The organism is Anabaena sp. UHCC 0451 (genome assembly GCF_034931405.1).
Taxonomy (GTDB): domain Bacteria; phylum Cyanobacteriota; class Cyanobacteriia; order Cyanobacteriales; family Nostocaceae; genus RDYJ01.
Map to the genome: position 1 here is coordinate 93674 of NZ_JAYGHA010000018.1, position 26697 is coordinate 120370.

35 protein-coding genes and 1 pseudogene are annotated in these 26697 nt (G+C 35.9%); 12 read left to right on the top strand and 24 right to left on the bottom strand.

Annotated elements, in window-relative coordinates; genetic code table 11:
• Window positions 1-165 precede the first annotated feature (165 nt).
• Both VB694_RS14260 and VB694_RS14265 read left to right on the top strand, forming a co-directional pair.
• Window positions 166-1146 carry an aldo/keto reductase gene (locus VB694_RS14260; RefSeq protein WP_323360976.1) on the top strand — a complete coding sequence of 327 codons (981 nt, stop codon included), beginning with the start codon at window positions 166-168 and terminating at the stop codon, window positions 1144-1146.
• A 37-nt stretch (window positions 1147-1183) separates the two neighbouring features.
• Window positions 1184-2197, top strand: coding sequence for a hypothetical protein (locus VB694_RS14265; RefSeq protein WP_323360977.1), 1014 nt, complete (start codon window positions 1184-1186; stop codon window positions 2195-2197).
• Window position 2198: 1 nt separating this feature from the next.
• Here the strand turns inward: VB694_RS14265 and VB694_RS14270 are convergent, their stop codons facing one another.
• Entirely contained in the window at window positions 2199-2417 is a 219-nt protein-coding gene (locus VB694_RS14270; protein WP_323360978.1) for a glycosyl hydrolase family 31, read from the bottom strand.
• Between the two features lie 68 nt (window positions 2418-2485).
• On the opposite strand from VB694_RS14270, the gene VB694_RS14275 reads away from it, so the two are divergent.
• Complete coding sequence (locus VB694_RS14275; RefSeq protein ID WP_323360979.1) at window positions 2486-3361, top strand: hypothetical protein; 876 nt, start codon at window positions 2486-2488, stop codon at window positions 3359-3361.
• A 9-nt stretch (window positions 3362-3370) separates the two neighbouring features.
• On the opposite strand, the gene VB694_RS14280 is transcribed toward VB694_RS14275, so the two are convergent.
• The gene (locus VB694_RS14280) at window positions 3371-3925 is read right to left on the bottom strand and encodes a Uma2 family endonuclease (protein WP_323360980.1); all 555 of its coding nucleotides are present in this window, start codon (window positions 3923-3925) and stop codon (window positions 3371-3373) included.
• Between the two features lie 192 nt (window positions 3926-4117).
• Between VB694_RS14280 and VB694_RS14285 the strand changes: the two genes are divergently transcribed.
• The 3 genes from VB694_RS14285 to VB694_RS14295 all read left to right on the top strand — a co-directional run bounded on the left by VB694_RS14285 (window position 4118) and on the right by VB694_RS14295 (window position 7073).
• Window positions 4118-5323 (top strand): DUF4336 domain-containing protein, encoded by a 1206-nt coding sequence (locus VB694_RS14285; protein WP_323361010.1) that lies wholly within the window; start codon window positions 4118-4120, stop codon window positions 5321-5323.
• 266 nt (window positions 5324-5589) lie between these two features.
• Entirely contained in the window at window positions 5590-5838 is a 249-nt protein-coding gene (locus tag VB694_RS14290) for a hypothetical protein (protein ID WP_323360981.1), read from the top strand.
• Window positions 5835-7073: a murein transglycosylase A gene (locus VB694_RS14295; protein WP_323360982.1), complete on the top strand. Its 1239-nt coding sequence runs from the start codon at window positions 5835-5837 to the stop codon at window positions 7071-7073. The genes VB694_RS14290 and VB694_RS14295 overlap by 4 nt, the downstream gene beginning before the upstream one ends.
• A gap of 138 nt (window positions 7074-7211) precedes the next feature.
• Here the strand turns inward: VB694_RS14295 and VB694_RS14300 are convergent, their stop codons facing one another.
• On the bottom strand, window positions 7212-8081 hold the full coding sequence (locus tag VB694_RS14300; protein ID WP_323360983.1) for a DUF5895 domain-containing protein: 870 nt from the start codon (window positions 8079-8081) through the stop codon (window positions 7212-7214).
• A 353-nt stretch (window positions 8082-8434) separates the two neighbouring features.
• Here VB694_RS14300 and typA point away from each other — a divergent pair, with 353 nt between their 5' ends.
• Complete coding sequence (typA, locus tag VB694_RS14305) at window positions 8435-10225, top strand: translational GTPase TypA (protein WP_323360984.1); 1791 nt, start codon at window positions 8435-8437, stop codon at window positions 10223-10225.
• A 141-nt stretch (window positions 10226-10366) separates the two neighbouring features.
• Here typA and VB694_RS14310 read toward each other — a convergent pair whose 3' ends face one another.
• The 11 genes and pseudogenes from VB694_RS14310 to VB694_RS14360 all read right to left on the bottom strand — a co-directional run bounded on the left by VB694_RS14310 (window position 10367) and on the right by VB694_RS14360 (window position 14963).
• Window positions 10367-10717: a DUF5615 family PIN-like protein gene (locus VB694_RS14310; RefSeq protein ID WP_323360985.1), complete on the bottom strand. Its 351-nt coding sequence runs from the start codon at window positions 10715-10717 to the stop codon at window positions 10367-10369.
• Window positions 10714-10950 carry a DUF433 domain-containing protein gene (locus VB694_RS14315; protein ID WP_323360986.1) on the bottom strand — a complete coding sequence of 79 codons (237 nt, stop codon included), beginning with the start codon at window positions 10948-10950 and terminating at the stop codon, window positions 10714-10716. The genes VB694_RS14310 and VB694_RS14315 overlap by 4 nt, the downstream gene beginning before the upstream one ends.
• 93 nt (window positions 10951-11043) lie before the next feature.
• A complete protein-coding gene (locus VB694_RS14320) occupies window positions 11044-11529 on the bottom strand; it encodes a DUF3368 domain-containing protein (RefSeq protein WP_323360987.1) in 486 nt (161 codons plus the stop codon).
• A gap of 2 nt (window positions 11530-11531) precedes the next feature.
• Window positions 11532-11771: a hypothetical protein gene (locus VB694_RS14325; RefSeq protein WP_323360988.1), complete on the bottom strand. Its 240-nt coding sequence runs from the start codon at window positions 11769-11771 to the stop codon at window positions 11532-11534.
• 136 nt (window positions 11772-11907) lie between these two features.
• A complete protein-coding gene (locus VB694_RS14330) occupies window positions 11908-12321 on the bottom strand; it encodes a nucleic acid-binding protein (RefSeq protein ID WP_323360989.1) in 414 nt (137 codons plus the stop codon).
• Between the two features lie 448 nt (window positions 12322-12769).
• A complete protein-coding gene (locus VB694_RS14335) occupies window positions 12770-13129 on the bottom strand; it encodes a XisI protein (protein WP_323361011.1) in 360 nt (119 codons plus the stop codon).
• 27 nt (window positions 13130-13156) lie between these two features.
• Window positions 13157-13429: pseudogene (locus tag VB694_RS14340) on the bottom strand (hypothetical protein); the annotation flags it as partial.
• Between the two features lie 101 nt (window positions 13430-13530).
• Window positions 13531-13695: a hypothetical protein gene (locus tag VB694_RS14345; RefSeq protein WP_323360990.1), complete on the bottom strand. Its 165-nt coding sequence runs from the start codon at window positions 13693-13695 to the stop codon at window positions 13531-13533.
• Window positions 13696-13960: 265 nt separating this feature from the next.
• Window positions 13961-14209, bottom strand: coding sequence for a hypothetical protein (locus VB694_RS14350; protein WP_323360991.1), 249 nt, complete (start codon window positions 14207-14209; stop codon window positions 13961-13963).
• Entirely contained in the window at window positions 14209-14397 is a 189-nt protein-coding gene (locus VB694_RS14355) for a hypothetical protein (RefSeq protein ID WP_323360992.1), read from the bottom strand. Before VB694_RS14355 ends, VB694_RS14350 begins: the two co-directional genes overlap by 1 nt.
• 164 nt (window positions 14398-14561) lie before the next feature.
• A complete protein-coding gene (locus VB694_RS14360) occupies window positions 14562-14963 on the bottom strand; it encodes an endonuclease domain-containing protein (protein WP_323360993.1) in 402 nt (133 codons plus the stop codon).
• A 266-nt stretch (window positions 14964-15229) separates the two neighbouring features.
• Between VB694_RS14360 and VB694_RS14365 the strand changes: the two genes are divergently transcribed.
• A complete protein-coding gene (locus tag VB694_RS14365; protein ID WP_323360994.1) occupies window positions 15230-15658 on the top strand; it encodes a hypothetical protein in 429 nt (142 codons plus the stop codon).
• A 5-nt stretch (window positions 15659-15663) separates the two neighbouring features.
• Here VB694_RS14365 and VB694_RS14370 read toward each other — a convergent pair whose 3' ends face one another.
• The 7 genes from VB694_RS14370 to acnB all read right to left on the bottom strand — a co-directional run bounded on the left by VB694_RS14370 (window position 15664) and on the right by acnB (window position 20328).
• A complete protein-coding gene (locus VB694_RS14370; RefSeq protein ID WP_323360995.1) occupies window positions 15664-16152 on the bottom strand; it encodes a hypothetical protein in 489 nt (162 codons plus the stop codon).
• A gap of 252 nt (window positions 16153-16404) precedes the next feature.
• Window positions 16405-16644, bottom strand: coding sequence for a type II toxin-antitoxin system HicA family toxin (locus tag VB694_RS14375; protein ID WP_323360996.1), 240 nt, complete (start codon window positions 16642-16644; stop codon window positions 16405-16407).
• Window positions 16637-16903 (bottom strand): type II toxin-antitoxin system HicB family antitoxin, encoded by a 267-nt coding sequence (locus VB694_RS14380; RefSeq protein ID WP_323360997.1) that lies wholly within the window; start codon window positions 16901-16903, stop codon window positions 16637-16639. The genes VB694_RS14375 and VB694_RS14380 overlap by 8 nt, the downstream gene beginning before the upstream one ends.
• 45 nt (window positions 16904-16948) lie before the next feature.
• Window positions 16949-17173, bottom strand: a complete 225-nt coding sequence (locus VB694_RS14385) for a hypothetical protein (protein ID WP_323360998.1) — start codon at window positions 17171-17173, stop codon at window positions 16949-16951.
• Between the two features lie 35 nt (window positions 17174-17208).
• Window positions 17209-17457, bottom strand: coding sequence for a hypothetical protein (locus tag VB694_RS14390; RefSeq protein WP_213713193.1), 249 nt, complete (start codon window positions 17455-17457; stop codon window positions 17209-17211).
• Window positions 17457-17687 carry a hypothetical protein gene (locus tag VB694_RS14395; RefSeq protein WP_323360999.1) on the bottom strand — a complete coding sequence of 77 codons (231 nt, stop codon included), beginning with the start codon at window positions 17685-17687 and terminating at the stop codon, window positions 17457-17459. The genes VB694_RS14390 and VB694_RS14395 overlap by 1 nt, the downstream gene beginning before the upstream one ends.
• A 10-nt stretch (window positions 17688-17697) precedes the next feature.
• On the bottom strand, window positions 17698-20328 hold the full coding sequence (gene acnB / locus VB694_RS14400; protein WP_323361000.1) for a bifunctional aconitate hydratase 2/2-methylisocitrate dehydratase: 2631 nt from the start codon (window positions 20326-20328) through the stop codon (window positions 17698-17700).
• Window positions 20329-20480: 152 nt separating this feature from the next.
• Here acnB and VB694_RS14405 point away from each other — a divergent pair, with 152 nt between their 5' ends.
• Entirely contained in the window at window positions 20481-20696 is a 216-nt protein-coding gene (locus VB694_RS14405; RefSeq protein WP_323361001.1) for a hypothetical protein, read from the top strand.
• 301 nt (window positions 20697-20997) lie between these two features.
• A complete protein-coding gene (locus tag VB694_RS14410; RefSeq protein WP_323361002.1) occupies window positions 20998-21951 on the top strand; it encodes a class I SAM-dependent methyltransferase in 954 nt (317 codons plus the stop codon).
• 177 nt (window positions 21952-22128) lie between these two features.
• On the opposite strand, the gene VB694_RS14415 is transcribed toward VB694_RS14410, so the two are convergent.
• From VB694_RS14415 to VB694_RS14425, 3 genes are all read right to left on the bottom strand, one after another.
• Window positions 22129-22518, bottom strand: coding sequence for an STAS/SEC14 domain-containing protein (locus VB694_RS14415; protein WP_323361003.1), 390 nt, complete (start codon window positions 22516-22518; stop codon window positions 22129-22131).
• Between the two features lie 270 nt (window positions 22519-22788).
• Window positions 22789-23178, bottom strand: a complete 390-nt coding sequence (locus VB694_RS14420) for a hypothetical protein (protein ID WP_323361004.1) — start codon at window positions 23176-23178, stop codon at window positions 22789-22791.
• Window positions 23179-23346: 168 nt separating this feature from the next.
• Window positions 23347-24438 carry an NAD(P)/FAD-dependent oxidoreductase gene (locus tag VB694_RS14425; protein ID WP_323361012.1) on the bottom strand — a complete coding sequence of 364 codons (1092 nt, stop codon included), beginning with the start codon at window positions 24436-24438 and terminating at the stop codon, window positions 23347-23349.
• A 102-nt stretch (window positions 24439-24540) separates the two neighbouring features.
• On the opposite strand from VB694_RS14425, the gene VB694_RS14430 reads away from it, so the two are divergent.
• Window positions 24541-25386, top strand: a complete 846-nt coding sequence (locus tag VB694_RS14430) for a YaaW family protein (RefSeq protein ID WP_323361005.1) — start codon at window positions 24541-24543, stop codon at window positions 25384-25386.
• Window positions 25368-26697: O-antigen ligase family protein (locus tag VB694_RS14435; RefSeq protein WP_323361006.1), on the top strand; the 1330-nt coding region annotated here is incomplete at its 3' end. The genes VB694_RS14430 and VB694_RS14435, both read left to right, overlap by 19 nt.

Below are 26697 nucleotides of genomic sequence, written 5' to 3' on the forward strand. Positions count from 1 at the left end.
AATGTTAGTCATTTCTGAATCTACCTAGAATAAGATGTTCAGAAAAATTAAACGCAGATAAACGCAGATAAACGCAGATAAAAAGCGATGAATTTATAGATTTGATGATTCTGTGCAAACTCATATTAAATTGGTAGAACATCATACTTTTTATAGGTAAGCAATATGCAAACTCAGCAAATATTATCTCTCCCTACTATGGGATGTGGAACTTGGGCTTGGGGTAATCAACTGCTTTGGGGATACAATGAAAGCATGGATGACCAATTACAACAGGTATTTAATCTCTGTGTAAATAATGGTGTCACCCTGTTTGATACTGGAGATTCCTATGGTACAGGAAGATTAAATGGACGCAGTGAGTCACTTTTAGGCAAGTTCACCAGAGAATATCAAGGATTAAATCAAAATAATATTTGTATTGCGACAAAATTAGCAGCTTATCCTTGGAGATGGACAAGAAAATCAATTATTTCTGCTTGTAATGCTTCTGCAAAAAGATTAGGTAAAAATGTTGATTTGGTGCAGATGCACTGGTCTACAGCAAATTATGCACCTTGGCAAGAAATCGGTTTATTAGATGGTTTAGCTGATTTATATGCACAAGGTTTAGTTAAAGGTGTAGGATTATCTAATTACGGTACAAAAAGACTTTTATGGGTACATAAAAGATTTCAGGAAAGGGGAATACCGATAAAAAGTTTACAGGTACAATATTCTTTATTATCTACCTATCCAGTGACAGAATTAGGTTTAAAAGAAGTATGTGATGAGTTGGGAATTAAACTCATTGCTTATAGTCCTTTAGCTTTGGGTTTATTAACAGGTAAGTTTGCAGAAAATGGCAAGTTTCCCAAAGGTGTAAGAGGGTTTTTATTTAAACAAATTTTACCAGGAATTCAAGGAGTTTTAGGAACTTTGCGAGAAATAGCACAGCAGAGAAATAAAACTATGTCTCAAGTTGCTATTAACTGGTGTATTTGTAAAGGTGCAATTCCTATTCCTGGTGCTAAGAATTTGGAACAAGCACAAGAAAATATAGGTGCTTTGGGTTGGTTTTTGAGTGATGCAGAAGTTGCAGAGTTGGATAATGCTGCTGCTAGGTCACAGAAGAAAATGGTGCAGAATATTTTTCAGACAAGATAACATACAAAAATCTAAAATTTAGCATTGCGATAAAAATATGAATTCAGTCTTACCTCTGAGTGTGATACATATTTGTATAAATTTAGAAGAATTTAGAATTGAAAAACAAAAAACAGTATTTACATTTCTGAGAAATGTATTTAAAAAGCGTCTTAATTATTCAACTAATTGGTCACTCCATCCAGATACTAAACGGTATGAAAGATATGGAACATTTTTAACTAGAAGACTTTTAGTTAATGGTTTTGCAATAGAAGTTTCTAGGGTTAATAAAGAAGTTTTAGAAAAAATTCAAGGTTATGAATTTACACAAATAGCAGAAACAGATATTAGAGTAGTTAATGAAAATACTCTCAATATTTTAAAAAATACTTGTAAAATTAATGATGCTGGAATTTGGCCATGTTCCAATCAAGATAATTCTGAATATGATATAATTTGCCGTCAAGCATTACAAAGATTAAATCCTTACAAAATGAATTTAGTTAAGCTATTATTTAATGAGGAGATAAATACAGCTAAACTACAAACATTACCAACAGAACCAAAACCTAAAGTAGATGATAATAATAGCTTATCTTCTCGACTTGTTAACCTCGCTGCGAAGAAAATATATCTTCAAAATTTATTAACAGAACGAGGAATTGATCTAAATTGTTATCAGGTTAACAAATATCTGGAAAGAATACCAACTGATAATAACTATGTTGATAATAATTCAGATAGAATTATGAAGGTTTACGTTAAATCCTTTTTACATCCTTTGTATCTAGAAGCAACCGTAGATAAGGCATTTTGGTTATTAGTGGAAGAGGATTTGTCAGATTTTACCAAACTTTCACTTAATCAAGATGAAGGATGTTTAAAAGGTAAGTTAGGAAAATCTTTACCATCTGGTAAAATCAGCATAACTTTAAATGGAAAATGGAAAACAGATATTCCATTTGGAACAAAAGATAATATGTCTTATACTGAGGTAGTCAATGTTATTACACAGCGTTTAAACTCCAGTGGAATACATAAACTTAAATTCTCATTTAGTATGAGTTAATTTAATCTTTAATTGATTCTAATGTATATTCTGGTTCATTATCTGCATAACATTCATTTAAGTTATTTAAAGAGAAATTTTCCCAATCTGCGCTTTCTTCTGTATTATTCTCTTCTGGTATAATAGGAATAATAAATACTTTTGTTCCTTCTGGAATAAATACAGGATCGAGTAATTCTATTTTTCCATCTTTAACAACTGCTAAATATCCAAATGTCATTATTTTATATCCTAGTTTGAAATTTACAAGTTTTCTTTTAATATTATTAAATCACCAATCTCTAAACTATGCTAGAAAAATCAAGATTATATTTCCCAAAACTTCCCAAATCTAATTATCAACCCCAAAGTCAAGATACAGCAATAGAAGCTGATGTTTATTTATTTAATAGATTAAAAAAACTAACATTAAAACAACGCCTAGAAATGTTTATTTCCCATGAAAAAGGCGTAAAAAAACTATGTCTTGTGGGAATTAAATCACGACATCGAAATTTCACTATCCAGGAAATAAGAAATCAATTTACTCGCGCTGTATTAGGAGAAAAATTTACTACTGAATTTCAACCAAAAGGTATTAATGAAAATATGTGGATTCAAGATTCAATTTCTTTAGCAGGTGAACTACATCAAATTTTTGCATCAATTAACATTTATTACTATGTAAGTCTTGGTGTTGCGAGTTCTATTCATGGAGAACCCCGTTCTACTCGTGATTTAGATTTAGTTATAGAAGTTAACCAAAGTCAAATAAATTTATTGGTAAAAACTTTAGAAGCATCTGGATATTATTGTCCAGCAGGTGCGGTAGAAGATTTGCAACGTGGATATGGTAATATGTTAAATATTACCCATACAGAAACTATTGCTAATGCTGATATTTATATTACTGATAATTCACCTTTTGCTATATCACAAATGAATCGGAGAGTGTTAGTAGAAGTAGAAGGAATACCTAATTTTTGGATAGCTTCAGCAGAAGATATTATTTTACAAAAACTGCGCTGGGGTAAGGGAAGTAAATCAGAAAAACAATGGCGTGATGTTTTGGGTATAATTAAGTTACAGGCAGATAATTTAGATTATGGTTATTTAGCAGAATGGGCAGAATATTTAGATTTGGTTGATGAATTTATGGAAGTATTAAATCAAGCTGGGATGTGAAAATTACTTTTAAACACCCAATAATCTCTTAACAGAAATACTCACATCAGGAAAAGCTAAAGATTGAATTTCACCATCTTTAAAAATTTCCCGACTTTGATAACCTGCATCAGTAGGAAATCGAAAAACAATCAATTCCATAGTCCGCAAATTAATTATCCAATATTCGGGAATACCTGCGGACGCATAAACTTTAGTTTTAACTTCCAAATCTTTAATTAAGCTAGAATTTGAATATTCAATTACCCAAAATATATTTTCTGGATAAGGATGATGTTCTCGATAATCTTTTCCTAAACGTTGAACAATAGCAATATCTGGTTCGGGTTCTGAATTAGTTTCCGGGATAGTAATTGGTTTAGCTTGACGAACTTTTGCTTTTTGTCCTAATAAATAAATTAAATATTCTCCCGCTTCATCACTGGAATAAGCGTGATATTCTCCCTCTGGGGACATTTCTACTATTTCTCCATTAATTAACTCAACATAACGATCTGCTAAAATACCCGTGGCAATGATTTGATGATAATCTTTAATAGTCCATTTGACAGTAGTTACATACATAGCAGTTCTCCATCTGTTTTATTCTCATCGTACCTGCATTTATGACAAAATTGAATTATTAGGTAAATATTTAGGTCTATTAGCTCCATAATTTGCTAAACTCCAAAATCGGGAAAGATCAAAATATTGGTTATTGGGAGCGATAGCGAAACGCTCCGTAGGAATCGCAAAGTGAGTCAAGGTGAAGGTACAATGAATATAGAAAACGTCAACCCCCAGGATTATACATGGAAGTTCTGGCCTGTTGTCCCCCTTTATCCCTACGGTAAACGTTGCACTATCCGCAAAGAGGTAGTAAAGGATACCATCTGGACATTTGACCAGATGCAGGGAGTTTTCTATGTGGTTGTGCCGATCCGCATGACGGTGGTAAAGTTAGAAAATGGCGGTTTACTGGTTTATGCACCTGTCGCACCAACTAACGAATGTATCCGGTTAGTAAATGAGTTGGTAGCAGATCACGGCGAAGTTAAGTATATTATTTTGCCCACCATCTCAGGAATAGAACATAAGGTTTTTGTTGGACCGTTTGCGCGATGTTTTCCCAATGCACAGGTATTTGTTGCACCGGAACAATGGAGTTTTCCCGTAAATTTACCTTTGAGTTGGTTGGGTTTACCAGGAAAACGCACGCAGGTATTACCCGCAGATAGTCAAAAAACACCGTTTGCAGATGAGTTTGATTATGCCATATTGGGAGCAATTGATTTAGGTCTGGGGAAGTTTGCAGAGGTGGCTTTTTTCCACAAGCGATCGCACACACTCCTACTTACAGATACCATAGTTTCAGTACCAGCAGAACCACCAGCAATTGTCCAACTTGACCCCTATCCGTTGCTTTATCATGCCAAAGATAAAGCATACAATATCGTAGCCGATACAGCAGAAAACCGTCGCAAAGGATGGAAACGCATTACTTTATTTGCATTTTACTTTCAGCCCAGTGTGGTAGATGTACCCAAACTAAAAGATGTATTTAGCGATGCCTGGAAAGCCCCAGAACGCAATCCAAAAACATATTTTGGCTTTTTCCCCTTCCAATGGCGACAAGACTGGGAAAGGTCTTATGAGGCGTTAAGGGGAAATGGACGGATATTTGTCGCACCGGTTTTACAGAGTTTAATATTAAATCGCGCACCCCAGGAAACAATAAATTGGGCTGATAAAGTGGCACAATGGGATTTTCAATGGATCATTCCCTGTCATTTTGACGCACCTATTAAAGCTGAACAGCAACAATTTAGAAAGGCGTTTTCTTTTTTGGAAAAATATCCCAGTGGGGGTTTAGTTAATAGTAATAGTTATCCTTTACCGGAGGATGATTTTCAGGTGTTGCGAGATATTGATCAGGGGTTGAATAGGTTTAAAATTGTGCCACCTGCGAGGGAGAGGGTGTAGAATTATAGTATTTTTTAAATAAAAAGTAGGACTCATAGTTTATGATATATTAGTTTACTTTGGCGATGGTGGCTGGTAACAGAGGTTTCTGGAGTGATTTTTGCCTTTGATACTTTTAATACTCAAAAAAACTTGTGAATTGATTGTGGATAGTGATCATGACTACATTGGTGCATGGAAAGGTAATTAATTACTGATAATTACCCTTTTCATTGGTGTCTAACGTGGTTAACAATGAGTAGGATGTATTAAAAATAATGTGATTTATGCCTAGAACTCCAAACGAATATGCGGTTTTCCTTCTTTTAGACAGTGGACACCGAGAAGAAGTACGTTTTTCTACCTTTCCAGACTTTCAGAAATGGTATACCAGCGTGCTGCTTCCGAAGCATGATTCACATGAATTTATTAACGTACCGATCAAGAATATTCAAGGCGAATATCTAGTGGTACGTCCGTCTAGAATTGCAGGAATTCGGGTAGAACCAATTTTTAACTCTAGTATTGAAAGATGATCATAAAAACCCTTGCTTTGTTCTCCTTGAGTCTGGGAATTGCTGTTGTAAATCCACTTTTATCTGTTGTCGCGCAAGTTATTATTCCCACCCCACCCACCCAACGCGCACCAGTACCAGTACCAGTACCGGTTACTCCTGAAGTCTTACCACCACTCCAACCCATTACCCCAGCTGCTTGTACTTCTCAAAATTGCTTAGGTTGGGATGAGCAACTTTGGGGTAGAAATGGCGATCGCCAAGCTTTGTTAACCTCTATTGATCACAGTTTGCGCTATCTGGGAACTAATAGAGCCGCCCAATTGTATGCAAACTACCCAATACGGGAAATTACCCTAGATCGAGTACGTCGGAGTTTGGTACGCTTCCGGCAACTGGTTGTTAGTTCTAAGTCAGCAGCAGAACTACAAGCATCTGTGCATCGGGAGTTTACCTTTTATCAGTCTGTAGGTAACGATGGCAAGGGTACTGTAAAATTTACCGCCTATTTCGTACCTGAGTATACTGCTAGTCGTGTGCGAACTTCAGTATACAAATATCCGTTGTATAGAATACCACCGAATTTTAAAGAATGGGCGAAACCCCATCCCAAAAGGGTTACGTTGGAAGGTAAAGATGGGTTACTGGGAAATAAGAGCAGGTTACGTGGGTTAGAACTGCTTTGGTTTCGCAATCGCATGGATGCTTACATGATCCATATCCAAGGTTCTGCCCAAATTAGATTAACCAATGGACAAAGAACTTCTGTAGGTTTCGCGGGAGCAACAGATTATCCTTGGACTAGCATTGGTGGAGAACTAGCAAAAGATGGTAAATTGCCATTAAGCGGTTTAACCATGCCCAGATTACTAAGTTATTTCCGGCAAAATCCCAGAGAGATGAATAATTATCTACCACGCTGGGAAAGATTTATTTTCTTTCAAGAAACAAATGGTGCGCCAGCTACAGGTAGTATTAACGTCCCTGTCACCGCAGAACGTTCCATTGCTACAGATAAATCTCTCATGCCTCCAGGCGCATTAGCACTGATTCAAAATTCATTTCCTTTTCCTGCGGGTAGAGGAAGATTAGAAAACCGCAGAGTTGATCGATTTGTATTAGATCAAGATACAGGTAGTGCTATTAGGGGACCAGGTAGAGTAGATTACTTTATGGGTACAGGTAAATTAGCAGGCGATCGCGCTGGCATTACAGGCGGCAACGGTTCACTGTATTATTTATTGTTGAAAGAATAGGTGATTGGTAATTGGTGATTGGTGATTGGTGATTGGTGATTGGTGATTGGTGATTGGTGATTGGGAGAATATGACCCATTACCCATTACCCATTACCCATTACCCATTACCCAGTCCCCAGTCCCCAGTCCCCAGTCCTTAATATGGTGGATAAGCAAAATCATCATCATCGGCATAAACATAAGAACTGGTAACACCAGGAACTTCCGCCTTAGAAACGTCTGGTTTAATAACTTCCTTGCCGAATTCCTTATATTCTTCAAAAGTCTTACAAATTATTTCCGACTCAGGGGAATCTGAGGCAATCATATAATCGGTTAAAGTTGAGACTGTGGGATGTTTGTAATCGACAGTTGAAGCTACCAAAGCAATATTAGGTTCAATGCCTCTTTCTTCACATTCAATAATCGGGCAAAAAATCCCGTGAGCATGAAATAAAGGACCTTTAGGAGTTACTGGTTTCTTCTGAAAACCAGCATAAGCTTTTTCTAATTCTCCAGCAAAACCGCCTGTAATTCTACCTTGTTGATATTCAACGTAACTCTTACCAAAACTAGCGCCAGCTGAACCACTCAGAGTTAATTGCAGAGGTGATTGATGTAAAAACTTTTTATCTTCACCCACTAAAAAAATCAGATGGCGAGTATAAATTTTAAATTTAAGTTTATCAGCTAAAAATTCATCCTTGTAATCTTTGAATGTACCTAGTCTGATTTTTGTTTCTCGGTCTTGAACAGATAATGGTCCCCGACGGACAATGACTAATCTGGGAGTAGTGCTAATAAATACAGTTTCCGAGCCAGAACTAAATTCATGTTCTACCTGTTGCCAATTATCATCTGGTTGAAAACCAACTGCTTGGGCGTTATCTTGGCTAATTGCTAAACCATAGCTTTGTAAACCATCTGTACCATAGCGGGGATTGATCATCAACCCCCAGGGTATGACTTGGGATGGTGGGGCGTTAAATTTTTCGTCTTCAAAGTCGAATTTAGCAGATGCTTTCATGATCTTAGAATATCAGCGTGTTTAATCTTACAACTTTATCTTGTGTACCATATTTTGTACCATCCATCGAGGATATCTGGTACTTTCTGAATTAGATTTTAACAATTTTAGTTTGGCTATTGTTGATTTTAGTTTGAGCGGATTTTTCTATTGCTTATGTGTAACACCGATACAACTACCCTAGAAGTTTAGAAAATCTTTTGACAATGATTGACAAAATAACAATATTTGTGACAATTGCGCTAGAATTATTAAAGGTTCGTTACAGAAATGGCAAAACATCCCCAATTCTGTTACAACAGCCAAAATTTAGCTTCTTAATCTAAAAACACTAAAGTTCACCTAAACTCTCTATGACGCTCCCAATTCGTAACGTCGCCATTATCGCTCACGTTGACCACGGCAAAACCACCTTGGTTGATGCTCTTCTCAAACAGTCCGGCATTTTCCGCGAAGGCGAAGACGTTCCGGATTGTGTCATGGACTCCAACGCTTTGGAGAGGGAACGAGGAATTACTATTCTTTCCAAAAATACAGCGGTTCGCTACAAAGAAACCCTAATTAATATTGTTGATACCCCTGGACACGCTGACTTTGGTGGGGAAGTAGAACGGGTACTAGGCATGGTAGACGGTTGTCTGCTGATTGTTGATGCCAATGAAGGACCAATGCCCCAAACCCGCTTTGTACTCAAAAAAGCTTTGGAAAAAGGTCTGCGTCCTATCGTAGTTATTAACAAAATCGACCGTGGACAAGCTGACCCCCACGTGGCTGTGGATAAGGTTTTGGATCTGTTCTTAGAATTAGGTGCAGATGAAGACCAGTGCGACTTTAAGTATCTATTTGCTTCCGGTATGGCTGGTTTTGCTAAAGAAACCTTAGAAGCAGAAGGGGTAGATATGCAGCCCCTATTTGATGCCATTCTCCGTCATGTTCCTGCACCAATAGGAGATCCTAATAAACCTCTGCAATTGCAAGTTACCACCCTAGATTACTCTGAATATTTAGGACGGATTATCATTGGTAAAATCCATAATGGTACTATTCGCACTGGACAACAAGCAGCTTTGGTAGTAGAAGATGGCAGCATTGTCAAGGGCAAAATCACCAAATTGATGGGATTTGAAGGCTTGAAACGTGTGGAAATGGAAGAAGCCACCGCAGGTTATATTGTGGCTGTAGCTGGGTTCGCTGATGCTTACATTGGTGAAACTATTACAGATCCTAATGAACCCCAAGCTTTACCGTTGATTAAGGTAGATGAACCAACATTACAAATGACCTTCTGGGTGAATGATTCACCTTTTGCAGGTCAAGAAGGTAAATTGGTAACATCTCGGCAAATACGCGATCGCTTATTCCGCGAATTAGAAACCAATGTGGCTTTACGAGTTGAAGAAACTGACTCACCAGATAAATTCCTGGTTTCTGGTCGGGGTGAATTACACTTAGGTATCTTAATCGAAACCATGCGTCGTGAAGGTTTTGAGTTTCAAGTATCTCAGCCTCAAGTAATTTACCGTACAGTTAACGGTCAACCTTGCGAACCTTATGAACTGCTGGCTTTAGACGTTCCTGGTGATGCAGTTGGTAGCTGTATTGAACGGTTGGGACAACGGAAAGCGGAAATGCAAGATATGCAGCCTGGTGGAGGCGATCGCACCCAACTAGAGTTTGTAGTTCCTGCCCGTGGTTTAATTGGTTTCCGTGGTGAATTCATGCGGATGACTCGCGGTGAAGGCATCATGAACCACAGTTTCCTAGAATACCGTCAGCTTTCTGGAGATATTGAAGCCCGCAATAAAGGCGTTCTCATCTCCTTTGAAGAAGGTGTTTCTACCTTCTATGCGATGAAAAATTCAGAAGATAGAGGCGCATTCTTTATCAGTCCAGGAACTAAGGTTTACAGAGGCATGATTATTGGTGAACATAATCGTCCTCAAGACTTAGAATTGAATGTTTGTAAAACTAAGCAGTTAACTAACCACCGTGCGGCTGGTGGTGATGAACTTGTCCAGTTGCAAACACCAATAGACATGAGTTTGGAACGTGCATTGGAATACATCGCTCAAGATGAATTGGTGGAAGTTACACCCCAATCTATTCGTCTCCGCAAAATGGCGAAGAAATTGGCGAAACGCTAATTTATATGGGTGGGTTTTTCCCACCCTAATTTCTCAAGCAACAAAACTAAAAATATTATTTAATTCAGAGTTACACTACAGCAAAAATGGTAAGATAGAAAAAATCTATTCTCATTAATTCTAAAATTCTCAAAAATATTTCTAATGAATAATTAAACTATCTCTAGTCATTTCTAAAAAATCATAATTCGTAAATAATTGGACTATTTGGGTAATATTTTGTAGAAAAAGTTGTTCAATTTGTTTATTACTAATATTACCTGTTGTGATTAATAGTAGTTTATAAGGCTCTTGTTTGATTAAAAAAGAATCTAAGAAATCTTTATCTTTAGTAATAACAATTCTCTGTTCTAGGATTGATAATTTGTTAATTTCCGAATCTGGAGTTGCATTTTGTAAAGGAAGATTTTTAGTATGTATAACATCATAACCTAAGCTCTCCAATAAATTTGCAATTCGCATTGGTAATTGAGCATCAATTAAGAATTTCATGAAACTAATTGGAGGATACTTTTAACTTGAGTGAGTCGAGTAGCAAAGCTTAGAACTGCTAAAATATCTTCGGATTCTAAATCATCATAATCTTCTAAAATATCATCAATAGTCATTCCTGAACTCAAAAGTTCTAAGATCATTTCCACCGGATAGCGTAATCCGCGAATACAGGGTTTACCATGACAAATATCATGGTTAATGGTTATTCTATTTAATAGAAGATTATTCATGATATTAGATGTTATGTTGATACTGAATTAATTATACCTGATTTTTTTGATTTCTATGAAAATAGAAACAAAGCGATGTAATTCAATCATTTATCAATCCCCAAAAATACTATCAAAAATTTCTCGCTTTACCCTAAAATTAACATTCCTGATTTGTTGGTACAATATATCTAAATCAGAAATATTAATTTTACCATCTAGCTGTAATTTACGAATCACTGCTAAAGTTCCTTTAACATTCAATCCTAATCTTATTGCTTCTTTTCTAGCCGCAAAGTCATCTAAAATAATATAATCTGGTTGTAATTCTACACCTAAAGTAATAGCTTCTGATTCTCCTATACCTAAACGCTCATTTAAGCGACTAGATAAAGAAAGTAATTGTACTTTTTGGATTAATAATTTATTCTCGCTGATTAGTGTATTAATATGTATGGATGATTTATCTTGTTTAGCACTGATTTCTTTTTGAACACTTTCTGGTAATAAGAATTGAGATTCTGTTGTCAGAAATAAATCAAGAAAATCTAACCGAGATAAGAAAATTAAAGGGGAAGAGTTAAATACTATTTTCATCATGCTTACCAGTTTTTTTCTATAGCGATATCTTCAACGGTAAGATATGAAAAATCTATTCCCATTAATTCTAAAACTTTCAAAAATATTTCTGTATCCATTTCCATTATTTCGGCTGCTTTATGTAAACTAATTAACCGCGATGTTAAAGCACCGAGTACAAATATAAATGTTTCTTTCTGTTCTATACTCTGGAATAATTGCACTTGAGAGGCAATTTCTTTAAAGGTAGTTTGGTGATTCATTTATTTGATATTGGTTGATGGATTAAGTCTATTTTTACCATTATATCAAATAGTAAAGCAATACTTTCGGTAAGCTATGCGATACCTTCGGTCAGCATTTCGCTATTGCTCTCAGAAGCTATACCAAATTTAACTGTTAATCTTTAAACAAGATGAGAAAACCCTCTTGTGTAAAATGTTTATCATGAGTTAATATTTCTATGATATTGAACTTTTTCATTGTCATCATAGAAATACAGTCTGTTAAACTATATCCTTTATCAAATCGTTGTTGAAATAACTCTAAACCTGCTATAAACGATTCATGGGTTTGAGGTATTACTTGAATATGATGATCTGCAATAATTTGAGTTATTAGTTGAGAAACTGCTGATCTCATTGGCGTGGGAAAAGCAGCAAAAAAATTTATGGTTTCTGTTAAAGTTTTCTCTGTGGTGATAATTTCAATATTTCCAAGATTACTGCTATAATTTCTGACACGCTCATGCCGTGAATCACTTTTATTAATTAGTGCTACCCAATAAAACGTATCTGCAAAAATGCTTTTCATTATTTATTGTTTATTTTTTTAGGGAATTTTGTTGATAAAGATAGTAATCATGTTTTTCTGCACCATCTGGAGGAAGTGTTTCTAAAACTTCTTGAGGAATATCTTTGATGATATCATCAGCTACTTCCCAAATAGGTTTATATTCAGTTGGTTGCGAGTTGCTTTTTTATTTGACAGCACGAATGTAATTAAGTATTTGGGTTAGTTCAATTTCTGGAATTTGCTGTAGTTCTTGTATAATTAATTCTTTGGTTTGCATATATTTATTGTAGTTTAATAGGTGGCTAATATTATTTTAGCAAGGGTTTGGCTTGTTTTTCAACTGTAAGGGTAATAACTGATCGCTCTTCATCATCCTACCTACATCAAAAAGCGATCGCTTGATCGTTCAAAGAAAAGAATAGAAGAATTAGGTCATAAATGATTACTACTGAATGATAATTACAACTTAACCAATAGCAAATTCGGTATGTTTTCTCAAATCTGGTGGATGAAAAGCAAGTACAATATCATGATTAGTTAAACCTTCTCTCATTAATTCTATAGCCATTCCTTCCTCTGTACAATCTTCTTCTATGTAAATTTTTTCGTTAACAATGCGAATATGAACATGAATATTTTTGGTTTGCTTACCATCTTTCCAACCCATAAACATCCAAAGATATTGATCATGAATTTCATCAAAAATCAGACAACTTTCTTCATCAAAATTACCTGCACCAGAAATCCATTCATGGTATTCTGTTAATACTTTTTTAATACATTGGCGATATTGTTCTAATTTATCGGTGGTAAATTGCTTTCTAATTACTGTTTTATTTTTTAATGATTCTAAATATTCTAATGCTTGTTTTTTGGAAATATTTGGATCATTTTCAGATTCTTCCATTAATTTGATTGCTTGATAATTTTCTAAAATTTCTTCTATTTTCTCAAATTCAGCAATAGGAATTTGAACAGCGATAGGTTTTTGATTTTGATCTAAAAGATAGTTTTTGTTGATTTCTAACATTTTAGTAACTCTGATGAAGATTTTATTAATGTTAAACTTTTTGAGTGTTTTTAAAAGGATTGAATAATTTAAAATTAGTAATCCAATGAAAATCATCAATATTTAATCACGATTTATAAGAGAGCGATCTTGACGAATTTCTTGTTGCCATTTTTGCGGATCAATTTTAGCAAAAATATGCTTTTTCGAGATTTTTCTTAATGCTTCTGCCATTTTTTGACCATTAGATTTTTTTGAGGTGCTGCTATTTCTTCTAATAAAGTAATATGCACCTTTACGGAGCTATTTAATTCTATTTCAGGGGTTTCATCAACCCATTGAATAGAATTGTTTTTCAAAATAGCGTTAAAAGTTTTTAACATGATTTTGTTCACCTATTAATAATTGACAACAATCAAGATTATAACATCTTTTTTACGTCAGCTAAAGATACAGAAAGACTATCTTTCTTTTCTTCCCTAGCATCCCGTAAATCTCTTAAATCTTCCAAATCTTCTAACAATTCCTTAATCTTTAAAAATTTCTCATAAGATAATACAGCAAATTACTTTTGACCATTTTTTGTGAAAAATTCAGGGTGTAATTCTATCATGTTTGAACCTCTTTCTATTCATAATATTTTATACACTAATCATCTGCTAAAGTTTCCAATTCATCAGAAATCAAATTTTGCCAATCTTCATCACAATGGGAATGTAAATGGATTGAAGCTACCAGTAATTCTGAGAGAATTTTACCCTTTTGGCGATCGCTTAATTCAGAAAGTTGTAATTGATTAACCAAAGAAATCACATTTTGGCATTCTTCCTGTAATTCCATTAGTAACTGATTAAGTGTTGAGTTTTCACTGCTAATTTTTTGATTTGCGAGTTTCATTAGTTTTTACCCAATCTTTTTAGTGCTTGTTTGATACCTTGTTCAAATGCTTTGATTTCTTTTTCCCAATGGTTAATTAAACCCTGGTCTGGAAAGTCTTTCTCTAATTCTAGCTTAATTTTTTCTTGGTGTTCAGCAATACGGGATTCTAAGGATGATATTGCTTTCTTGAAATGACTTTTACCCATATAAGATAACTGATGAAACTTACATTATACTAGGAGGACAGTGATCGCTCTCCCAAATCTCTACATCAAACAAGCGATCTTGACCTCTCCCCCAACCCCTCTCCTGCAAGGAGAGGGGAGCAAGATTTACTCCCCCTTCCCTCGTAGGGAAGGGGGCTGGGGGGTTAGGTCTTTTCACAACAAGTTTGATAAATTCGCATCAAAACTTGATCAATTTTCTCTGTTATTTCTTCATTTGTAAATCTCAATAAACGCAAACCTCTTGCTGATAAAATTTTATCTCTTTCTATATCATATTCTATTTGTTGTTCATGAATTCTTCCATCTACTTCTATGACTAAACTAGCAGCATGACAATAAAAATCTACTATAAAACCATCTATAACTTGTTGTCGGCGAAAATGTAAACCATGCAAGCGGTTGGCGCGAAGATGTTCCCACAGAATTTTTTCTGCTGGTGTCATTTGGCGACGCATTTCTTTGGCGAGTTCGAGTTTTACGGGTTCTATTTTTTGTCCAATGACTATGTTACGAAGCTCGTCTTTTTTCGGTGGTTGGTTGTTCATTTGTGGGGTGTGTTTTTATATCGTGTTTGACCTCTCCCCCAGCCCCTCTCCTACGAGGAGAGGGGAGCAATATTTCTCCCTCTTCCCTTGCAGGGAAGGGGGTTGGGGGGTTAGGTCTGTTTGGGATGTTGGAGGAATGCGATCATACTTAAAATTATAATAAATATATTGACATATAAATTATAGATGTGATATACCTGATTATATTTAATATAACAATGTCACTCTTACTAAATATCAATAATCATTATTTAAAAAGTAGAAAAATGAAAACACTAAAAGAATTAGTTAATCAATATCCAGAAGCAACAATAGAAAATGCTATAAGAATTTTTGTTAGATATTTCAGCCAACCAGACTTAGACCATTCTAAGAATCATTTTACAGAAGATGAGTATGTTGATCCACGTAATTATTTTAAGGGTAGCCCTGATCCAGAACGAGATAATAATTATATAGCTATGCAAATTATAGATAGGATTCATTGGTATTTAGCCAAAAAAAATAATTTAGGTATCATAAAAACCATTCCTCCAATGTATGAGAAAATTATAGAATTTAACGAAAATGAACTTTGCAAAATGTTAGGATTTAGCAAGGAAGAATATGATGGATTTATACACTTTCAATTAACAAAAGTACCATGTGGAGTAAGCAGATATGATGTATGTGGATTTGAGGATGATTTAGTTTAAAAATTCTATGACTGATTAAAACTTATTGCCACACCAAGTCCAGCTAGTCCAACTGTGATCACAATTCCTACAGGAAAACCAGAAATAACTGCAATAAATGTTATTACACCTATACCCACTAAAATACCTGTAATTATCTGTCCTTTGGTTGGTTCTGAGGATGATGTGCTAGGTTTTGAGGATGATGTAGGTTGAGGTAATGAAGTTGAGGATGGATAGGATAAACTAGGTGAATAGTTAGAGTTAACTGCATCTTCTGGGGTAAAAGTCGTATCACTATATTCTATACTAAAAACTGTAGGCCAACCACCAAGTTTATTATAATTCCACTGAGAAATCACCCTATCTTCATCAGGAGGATAGGCAAATTTGACATAGACGCACAATAAAATAGGAGATAAAGTTATGTGTGTTATGGTTCCGTAAGAAGATAATTTTGCCAAAACTTCAGATTTTGTTGGGCGAGGATTCTTGGGGTGAATGCAAATAGTCATTAATTTAAAAACTCTGTTAAAAATATGAACAATTATATATTAAATTTTACATCGGGGTCAGCCCGTCAGTCAGAAATATAGACTTAATTTATACTTAATAAATTTATAAATAAACCTTGTTTATATACCAATATTCCAGGTAAGTCCATCAATACTCACCCCAATTACATTATACCAAAGCCGCTTCTCCAGATTACTAATTACCCTCCCCTCATCCTCAAAACCAACAATTTGATCAAAAATACCCTTAATTTACCTTAACAAACTTTCAATCTCCTCATCTGTAAAACCAAACTGCCGAAAAATCCGTAAAATATAACCAGGAGACATTTCTCTAGCACCCATATCTATAGGAACTACTCTCCTTTTCCCTTCAACTTCACGAGTATATAAACAATGATCACCTTTTCCCTCTCTATGAAATGTACAACCTGCTTTTTCTAATAACTTAATTAATTCTTTGGGTTTTAAAGAAGGTATATTTTTAGGCATAAACCTTCCTCAATTCATAGATTTCTGATTGCTTTTCTTTTTCCTCAACTAATAAAAATTCATGTAATTCATCTATAGAAATAGGAGATTTATAAATATTATCTTCTGATTCATAAACATCTTCAAAAGATTCTATTGCTTCCTTTAATTTATTAACTGCATCTTCTTGAGTATCTCCTTGTCCAACAATACCATTTTCTAAACACAAACCTACCCAATAACCGAAACTTTGTCTGAGGACAACTGTGTAAAAGTTCATTTTTGTTTACCTATGGATAATAATATTGCTATCAAGTAACATCATTTAATCACGATTTGGAAGAGAACGATCTTGACGAATTTCTTGTTGCCATTTTTGTGGATCAATTTCCGCAAAAATATTCTTTTTGGAGATTTTTCTTAATGCTTCTGCCATTTTTTGTACATTAGATTTAGTTGCGGTGGTTGATGTTTGTTCTAAAAAAGTAACTTGCACTTGAAATTGCTTTTGAGCATTTTTAGTTAAAAAATCAGGATGTAATTCTATCATTTTTGCACCTTTTTATATTCATAAGATTTTCTCCACTAATCATCTGCTAAAGTTTCCAACTCATCGGAAATTAAATTTTGCCAATCTTCATCACAATGGGAATGTAAATGGATTGAAGCTACCAGTAATTCTGAGAGAATTTTACCCTTTTGGCGATCGCTTAATTCAGAAAGTTGTAATTGGTTAACCAAAGAAATCACATTTTGGCATTCTTCCTGTAATTCCATTAGTAACTGATTAAGAGTTGAGTTTTCACTGCTAATTTTGAGTTTTGCGAGTGTCATTAGTTTTTCCCCAATCTTTTTAACGCTTGTTTTATCCCTTGTTCAAAAGCTCTGATTTCCTTTTCCCAATGATTAATCAAACCTGGATCTGGAAATTCTTTCTCTAATTCTAATCTAATTTTTTCTTTGTGTTCAGCAATACGAGATTCCAAAGATGATATTGCTTTCTTAAAATGACTCTTCCCCATAAAATATAAATTATAACATTTAGGTGAGCCATCAAGACTCACCCCAATTACATTACACCAAAGCTGCCTGTTCTTCCTTACTAATCACCCTACCCTCATCTTGAAAACCAGCAATTTGATCAAAATTCAAATAACGATACAAATCATCAGCAAAAGGATGAATTCTTTCTGCCACAATATCCAAATATTCCTGCACATTAGGAAGTCTTCCCAACAACGCACAAACCGCTGCTAATTCCGCCGAACCTAAATAAACTTGAGCGCCTTTACCCATGCGATTATTGAAGTTACGAGTCGAAGTAGAAAACACAGTTGTATTATCATCAACTCGCGCCTGATTTCCCATACATAAACTGCATCCTGGAATCTCAGTTCTGGCCTTTGCAGCTACGAAAACATCATACACACCTTCAGCCTTTAATTGGTGTTCATCCATGCGAGTTGGGGGTGCAATCCATAACCGCGCTTTTACCTCACCAGCACCTTCTAAAACCTTCGCAGTTGCCCGATAATGTCCGATATTTGTCATACAAGAACCGACAAATACTTCTTGTACAGGATCATTAGCAACTTCCGATAATAACTTAACATTATCTGGGTCATTGGGAGCAGCTACAATTGGTTCTGTGATTTGGCTTAAATCAATTTCAATTACTTCTGCATATTCCGCATCAGCGTCAGCAGATAATAATACCGGATTGGCCAACCATTCCTCCATTTTTGCCACGCGACGCATGATAGTTCTGGCATCACTATAACCCCGTGCTACCATATTAGTTAAAAGAGCAATATTGGAACGCAAATATTCCGCAATTGTCTCTTCACTTAACTTAATTGTACAACCAGCACAAGAACGTTCTGCGGAAGCGTCGGTTAATTCAAAAGCTTGTTCAACTTTCAAATTTGGTAAACCTTCAATTTCCAAAATCTTGCCAGAGAAAACATTTTTCTTGTTCTGTTTCTCCACAGTTAATAATCCTTTTTGCATGGCTACATAAGGAATTGCATTGACAACATCCCTCAGCGTTATTCCTGGTTGCAATTCTCCTGTAAATCTGACCAAAACTGATTCTGGCATATCCAAAGGCATAACACCCAAAGCACCAGCAAACGCTACCAAACCCGAACCCGCAGGAAAGGATATACCCAAGGGGAAGCGAGTATGGGAATCTCCCCCTGTACCCACGGTGTCGGGTAATAACATCCGGTTTAACCAGGAGTGAATGATACCATCACCAGGACGTAAAGCTACGCCACCACGGGAGGAGATAAAGTCGGGGAGTTCTTGGTGGGTTTTAATATCCACAGGTTTGGGATATGCGGCTGTGTGACAGAAACTTTGCATTACTAAGTCTGCACTGAACCCTAAACAAGCAAGTTCTTTTAATTCGTCTCTGGTCATGGGTCCTGTAGTGTCCTGAGAACCCACTGTAGTCATGATTGGTTCGCAAGATGTCCCCGGACGTACTCCTGGTAAACCAGCGGCTTTACCGACCATTTTCTGCGCTAATGTGTAGCCTTTTCCGCTGTCGGCTGGGGCTTGAGGACGAATAAATAAAGTGCTGGGTGCTAAACCCAATGCTTGACGGGTTTTATCGGTGAGGGTACGCCCAATTAATAGGGGAATGCGTCCACCTGCGCGAACTTCGTCTAAAATGGTGTCAGGTTTGAGGCTGAAGGTGGAAATGACTTCTCCTGCGGCGTTGAGAACAGTTCCTTTGTAGGGATAAATGGTGATTACGTCACCGGTTTCCATTTTGCTGACATCGCATTGAATGGGTAATGCACCGGCATCTTCGGCTGTGTTAAAAAAGATAGGAGCGATCGCACTTCCTAATATATAACCTCCCGCCCGTTTGTTGGGAACAAAGGGAATATCATTGCCCAAATGCCATAATACAGAATTGATTGCAGACTTGCGAGAAGAACCTGTACCCACGACATCACCGACGTAAGCAACGGGAAATCCTTTTTTCTTCAACTCTGCAATGGTTTCTAAACTTCCCGGTTGACGAGTTTCCAACATCGCCAAAGCGTGTAAAGGAATATCTGGTCTGGTTGTGGCGTGGGTTGCGGGTGATAAGTCGTCGGTGTTAGTTTCTCCGGGAACTTTGAAAACCGTAACGTTGATAAATTCTGGTAATGTGGGACGGGAAGTAAACCATTCTGCTTCTGCCCAAGAGTCTACCACTCTTTTAGCGTAGGGGTTGGTTTTTGATAATTCCAAAACATCATGGAAAGCATCATATACCAACAGAATTTTGCTGAGTGCGTTGGCTGCATAAGCGGCGATTTGTTCCTTTCCTTGTCCCCCCATAACTAGCGGTGTTTCTGAAGAGTCGGATACAGATACAGTGGGGAGTTGCAGTAAATCAATTAAAGATTGAACATTGTAACCACCAATCATTGTTCCCAGTAATTCTACTGCGTCAACTGGTGAAATTAAGGGACTACTAACTTCTCTTTTCGCAATAGCAGTAAGAAATCCAGCTTTTACATAAGCTGCTTGGTCTACTCCGGGGGGAATGCGATCGCGTAATAAATTTAATAATACCTCTTCTTCACCTTTAGGTGGATTTTTCAGTAGTTCACATAATGCTGATGTTTGTTGTGCGTCCAATGGTAAGGGGGGAATACCTAATTGTGCGCGTTCTTGAGTGTGTTGTTGATATTCTGCTAACATGATTTAGCTTTTCTCCTGTAATGTCTTGTTTTCTTTATTTTATTGTAAGGGAATTGTTACAGGAGTTACTAATGGACGGAATTGGTTATAAAGAACAGTTTGTGGTTTATAATCTGAACAGTAAAGTTTACATTAGTTAAGTTACTATGATTATGATTACAAAACAAATTATTCAGGAACAATTAGAAAGTTTAACAGCAGAAGAACTTAATCAAGTTTATGAATTAATTCAAAATTTAAGTAGTGCAGAAAAGCTAGTTAAAAAGCCTAGTATAATGTCTAAATTACGGAAGATTTCTATTGATGCTTCTGAAGATTTTTCTGTGCAAGTTGCGATTAGTTTAGGGAGAGATGTTAGTGAAGGGTAAAATTAAGGATGGGAAGTTTTTCGGATGAGTAACTGGGAAATGCGTAAACACGAATTAATTCCTGATATCTTAGATGATTTGAAACATTTTATTGGGTTTTGAGAAATTTTTTTAATCCAGACAATTTTAGAAATGATAATGAAATAGTGAATTAAGAGAGCGTTAGTTTAAAATTTCAGCATCCAAAAATAACCCCACGCTGTAAATCTTCAAATACTGGACATCCTGATTCTAACAAAATAAATCAAGGATATCATATACAATATAAATAAACAAAAAACCCTCTACACCTATCTTACCAATGACTGCAAAAATCAAACCAGACTGGGCTGGAGAAACCTTACTTTCCCAATTTGTCAACCTACTAATTAATACCAAACCCATCTACATCTTGATGAAACAACAAGCAAGACAGGTACTCATTAAAACAGCCGAAAAAAACGGTGTTGCTTGGCGCAAAAACTGCGAAAAACTAGAAGCTTCAGGAGTCAAAAACAAACTCCAAGAAAATACAAATCCCAAAGTAGTTTATCCTGATTATTACCAAGTTCCTTTCCATGCTTATGATGAAGGAAATATGTGCTGGAAAGCAGCTTTTGAAGCCCCCAGTGCTACCTATTCTATGGGATTACGAGTATGGCCAAAAGAGAAAATTACTTGGCAAACTGCACACCACAGATTAAGGTCAAGTTTTCACGAAGTTCTCGGTAATTATGTCACTCAAGATGTGCAGGATATTCTAGATATTGGCTGTTCAGTTGGTATTTCTACTTTAGAAACACATCGCTATTATCAACAAAAACAAAATCATCCAGTTAACACAGTGGGTTTAGATTTATCTCCCTATATGTTGAGTGTAGCTAAACAATTGGATATTGATAATGAGATATCCCAATGGTTACACGCGCAAGCAGAAAATACACAATTACCAAGTGAGTCTTTTGACTTAGTAACTCTGCAATTTGTCACTCACGAACTTCCTGGTTTTGCTAGTAAAGCTATTTTCCAAGAAGCATTACGTTTGCTGCGTCCTGGTGGGTGTATAGCACTAGTAGATAATAATCCAAAATCACCTGTAATTCAAAACTTACCACCTGTACTATTTACACTGATGAAAAGTACAGAACCTTGGAGTGATGACTATTATATGTTTGACATAGAAGGGAATTTAACTACTTTAGGTTTTGAGAATGTAAAAACCTTTTCTACTGATCCGCGTCACCGCGCTATTGTTGCTAAAAAACCGACTTTGTAAAAGTCTATTTTGTAGGGGAAAATTTTTGTTTATCCCTACTTTTTGCTTAAATAATTATTAAAAATTTAGCGATATTTTTACACCTGTAATTCCTTAAATTTTGTCAATCCTAATTCAGACAATTAAACATCCATTAATTAATTTTAAATTTATCTGAATAAATACTTATTTTTTAGTTTACGTCTGAAAACCCAAAGTTGTCATCAATTCTATCAAAGAAACTCCATGCAAATGCGCCAAGTCTGCTAAATATTCAAAGCGATGTGCTTGCAGTTGGTCTATCTGTTCACTTAGACGTAATAACTCTCTATACTCTTCATCTGTCAGATTTTCTTCGTCTGCTTTAGCTCTTAATTTGTTGTAATAAATCTGAGCATCATAAGCAATATCTGGATTATTTTTGAGAAATAATTCTGCTTCTTCTTTGATCAATTTAGCGGCTTTTCTTTGGGTATGCAAAATAATGACTTGAGATACAAATGTATCGAATTCTGGCTCGTGTAACTGCTCAACAATCTTGAGCAATTCTTCTGAAGATAATTGGACTTCAAGTTTCACTGTTGACATTGTTAACGTCTCGCCAGCTAATTTTGCAAAAATCTACTAATAGGCTGATGTAAATTAGTATATATGGCAATAGTAATATATGCAAGTAATCTTTGTAAATAAAAACCAATCAACTAATCAACAGGCATTACTACTAACGGTAAATATTAAGTTATATAAAGTTTAAATAATAATTTATAATTAACTTATTCTGCCACACTCCTATTTAATTTGTGAAAATCAGTGTCAATCATCCCCAACTCCTTGAAAAAGTCGGGGATATGAGAGGAATCAACCAAACCAGTGAGAAGATTGACAACCTGGTTGAACTGTTTCACAAAGCTGATTACTAATCAAATCTGCTTTGGCTTGAATAATTGCAAAAATCCCTTGATGAATCAAATTTTGCAGATATAATTTTTGTTCCAAGGGATTACGGGATATTTTGCGATCTAAAGTGTGATTTAAAAAGCTATCTTTGTGATTTTCACCTAACAACATCTGATTATCAGCACGCTGACTAGAAAAGCCAGGAAGATGATTAATCACAAAAGAAATTAGCTCTTGGCGTAAATCAGGAATGGCAAAAGCTTGTTGATAAGGTTGATATGGATATGTATCTAAAACACTTTCAATTTCGCCAATAACTGATTTTTCTGTTAACTTAACTATGGTTTTCATGATTTATAATCTCCTTTTTAATGGGAAATTTTCAAAATTAAATCTCACCTACATAATTAACACCTATTTGACAATTTAATCTCGCCAAAATACCAGATATTTATTTATAATAATTTTAAATTTAATTTATACCTGATTTATGGTATAAATTAAATGGTGTGAGATGTTTTAATTGGTAGTGAAGCTATTGGTTAAAAATCCTTTTAAAAGGTCTAAAAAATCTAAATTTTGTGGGATGATATGACGTAGTTGATTATCAATTTCATCAGCAGCAGCCAATCCCGAAACCATTGCCCCTGCTACTAAATTACCACCACACCAATCGCCACAACAAACTAAAGGTAAGGAAGTATTCGCAGATAAACAAGCAATATCTAAAGGTGTACGAGGAAAAGCATAACGCCAGCGATGTATTTGCATCCATTCGGGATTTTCTAACCAGGGAAGTGCTAAATCTTCTGCGGCTTTTTGTAACATATAATTGCCAACTGGTTGTAAGTCTGGGGTTTCTAAATGTTGTTCAGCTAATCCCGCACTACTTTGTAACACAAAATGCGGTTGTTGTGATTGGGGACGCTTGCTACTATCGAATCCAATCCATGCTAAATCTGTATGATCATTAAAAGTCAAAGCTTGCCAATAAGGTAGAGGTTGAGAGTTTGCAGAAAATCCCGCCATCACACTAATACAAGGGTTAAATTCAACAGAATGCAGGTTTTTGAGAAATTCAGCACCCAATAAATTTGCACCTAAAGGCGTTAATAAATCTCCAGCTTGAGGGGCAGGAATAGCTACAACTAAAGCTTTGGCGGTTAAGTGTTCATTACTTTCTAGAATCAGACACCAAGTATTTTCTTTTGTAGGATTAATTGTGATCACGCGCTGATTAAATAAAATCTCTAAACCTGGAGTGAAAAATTTAGCAATACTACTCATCCCCTCTGGTGCAATATAACGCGGACTGCGGTTTGCTGGTTCAGCTATACCCCCACTGGCTGAAAATTCATAAACTATATCTGTCCAAACTTTGATAACTTGGAGATTTTGCCATAAATCCACAAATTTACTGAATAATTCACCTTTCGGCTGTAAATAACAAGCACCATGATCGGCACAAGTTCCCTGTAAACGCCGTGTAGCAACTCTTCCTCCCACACCGCGAGACTTTTCTACAACTACCACCGAATAACCAGCTTGACGTAACCGCTGGGCGCAAACTAAGCCAGATATACCAGCACCAATAACCGCAATATCAGTAATATGAGAATTTGACATATTTCACACTTCAAGCTTGACAATAACTTTTAAAAGCTAATAGTAGAATAGGGTACAGACAAGCTGCATGGAAGGGAGGATGGGAAATTGGATGAACTAAGGGCAGTGCTAGAATTAGCCACCGAAGAAGAACTACAGGACTTAACAGCTATTCTGTTTAGTCGCAAATTTAATCCCCTGGATTATGTTCACACACCTGAACCCATTGAAGTGCAAAGCCAAGACCGTCAAGCTTGGTTAAATGCACTAGAAGGACGGTTTCGCTTTTTAGCAGCTGATGGCATCACGGTATTACGTGGACATACTGAACAAGTAACTTACCGTCAAGCTTTAATTCAAGTATGTAAATATTTGAAAATTCCTTATTATGATGATTTAGCAACTGTTGATTTAGAAGCAGAGGTATTTTTGCATCTTTTAGGAAAAGTTTGGAAAAAACTCCCAAAACAAGAACAACAAAAAATCACCACCAAAGTCCAGCATCAGTTGTTAACATCAGATATTAAACAACCTTTACCTCTATCGTTACAACAAGATCCTTTAGGATTGATTTTTAAAGGTGGTAGTGCTTTAGCTGTAACTTCCGTAATTCAACCTTATGTACTCAAACAAATTGCCCGTCAATTTGCCATTCATTTAGCCACCTATCAAGTTGCTAAAGAAGCCGCAATTACAGGCACACAAATAGCCAGCAAACAGTTTCAAAGTTATGTCACAGTCCAGATGGCGCGACGGGGAATGACTGTGAATGCAGCCCGTTATGGTGCAGTGCGGACAGTGTTTGCTGTTGTCGGACCAATGATGTGGGCTTGGTTTTTTGCTGATTTGGGTTGGAGAGCAATTTCTACTAATTATGGTCGCATTATTCCCACTATTTTCACCTTAGCTCAAATTCGTCTTACTCGTGCAGAAGAATGTTGGGAACTAGCTTGAAAAAGACTTTTTATCATCCTGACTCCGGTTTGCAATTCCCTTGGCAAAGCCTTCAATTTGGGTTATTTGTTTTCCCAATTAATCCCTTTTTGGGGGCTGTAGCCATATCTTTAGCATCATTAATAACTTGGGCAAAAAAATACCGCACAATTAGCCGCAAACCCCTGCATCAAGGATTGGCAATTTTAAGTTTTTTGTTGTTGATAACTACCGGGTTTGCTATTCATAAACTAGAGGCTTTTCTGGGTTTATTCAACTTATTTCCTTATTTTTTCGTATTTGCCGGATTAACGTCCTTAATTCAAACACCTGCCCAATTAAGGCAAATTGCTTGGATTATGGTATGTGGTTCTTTACCTGTAGTAATTATCGGTTTTGGGCAATTATTTCTGGGTTGGAATTTTAAATTACAATTCTTGTGGGTGTTGATAGATTGGAACATTGCTCCTGGAGGAGAACCACCAGGACGTATGGCTTCTGTATTCATGCACGCAAATACTTTAGCCGCTTATTTGGTGACAGTTTTTATTTTGGGTTTGGGTTTATGGCTAGAAAATTATCAACAACTTCAACAAAAAATTAAACTCAAAAATTCTTCTTCAAAACTTTCCTACCGTCCAATTATCTTTTTAACAATAGCGGTTTTTGCTAACTTCATTGCTTTGATTTTAACCAACTCCCGCAATGGTTGGGTAATATCTCTTATCACTTGTTTAGCCTATGCTATTTATCAAGGTTGGCGGCTAATTGTGGCAGTTTTTATGAGTATTGCCACTAGCATTATTTTAGCTGCTTTTGCACCAGGAGCGATCGCTCAATTTTTCCGTCGCTTCGTTCCCTATTTTATCTGGGCGCGGTTAAATGATGATATGTATCCCGATAGACCAGTGGCATTAATGCGAAAAACCCAGTGGGAATTTGCCTGGAATTTAACTCAACAACATCCCTTTACTGGTTGGGGTTTACGCAGTTTTAGCGGACTCTACAAAGCTAAAATGGAAACTGACTTAGGTCATCCCCACAACTTGTTTTTAATGCTATCTGCGGAAACAGGTTTAGTTACCACTTTGTTATTTTGTGGTTTACTCGCCGGGATTATAATTACCGCCAGTCAACTTCTATGGAAATCAAAATCTTTAGAACCAGAAAACAGAATCATCTTTTTTAGTTATCTACTGGCTTTTATCGGTTGGATACTTTTTAATACTGTTGATGTTACTACTTTTGATATTCGGTTAAGTACATTATTTTGGGTGTTTTTAGCTGCTTTGTGTGGCGTAATCTATCAATATAAATCAAGTAGTCATCAGT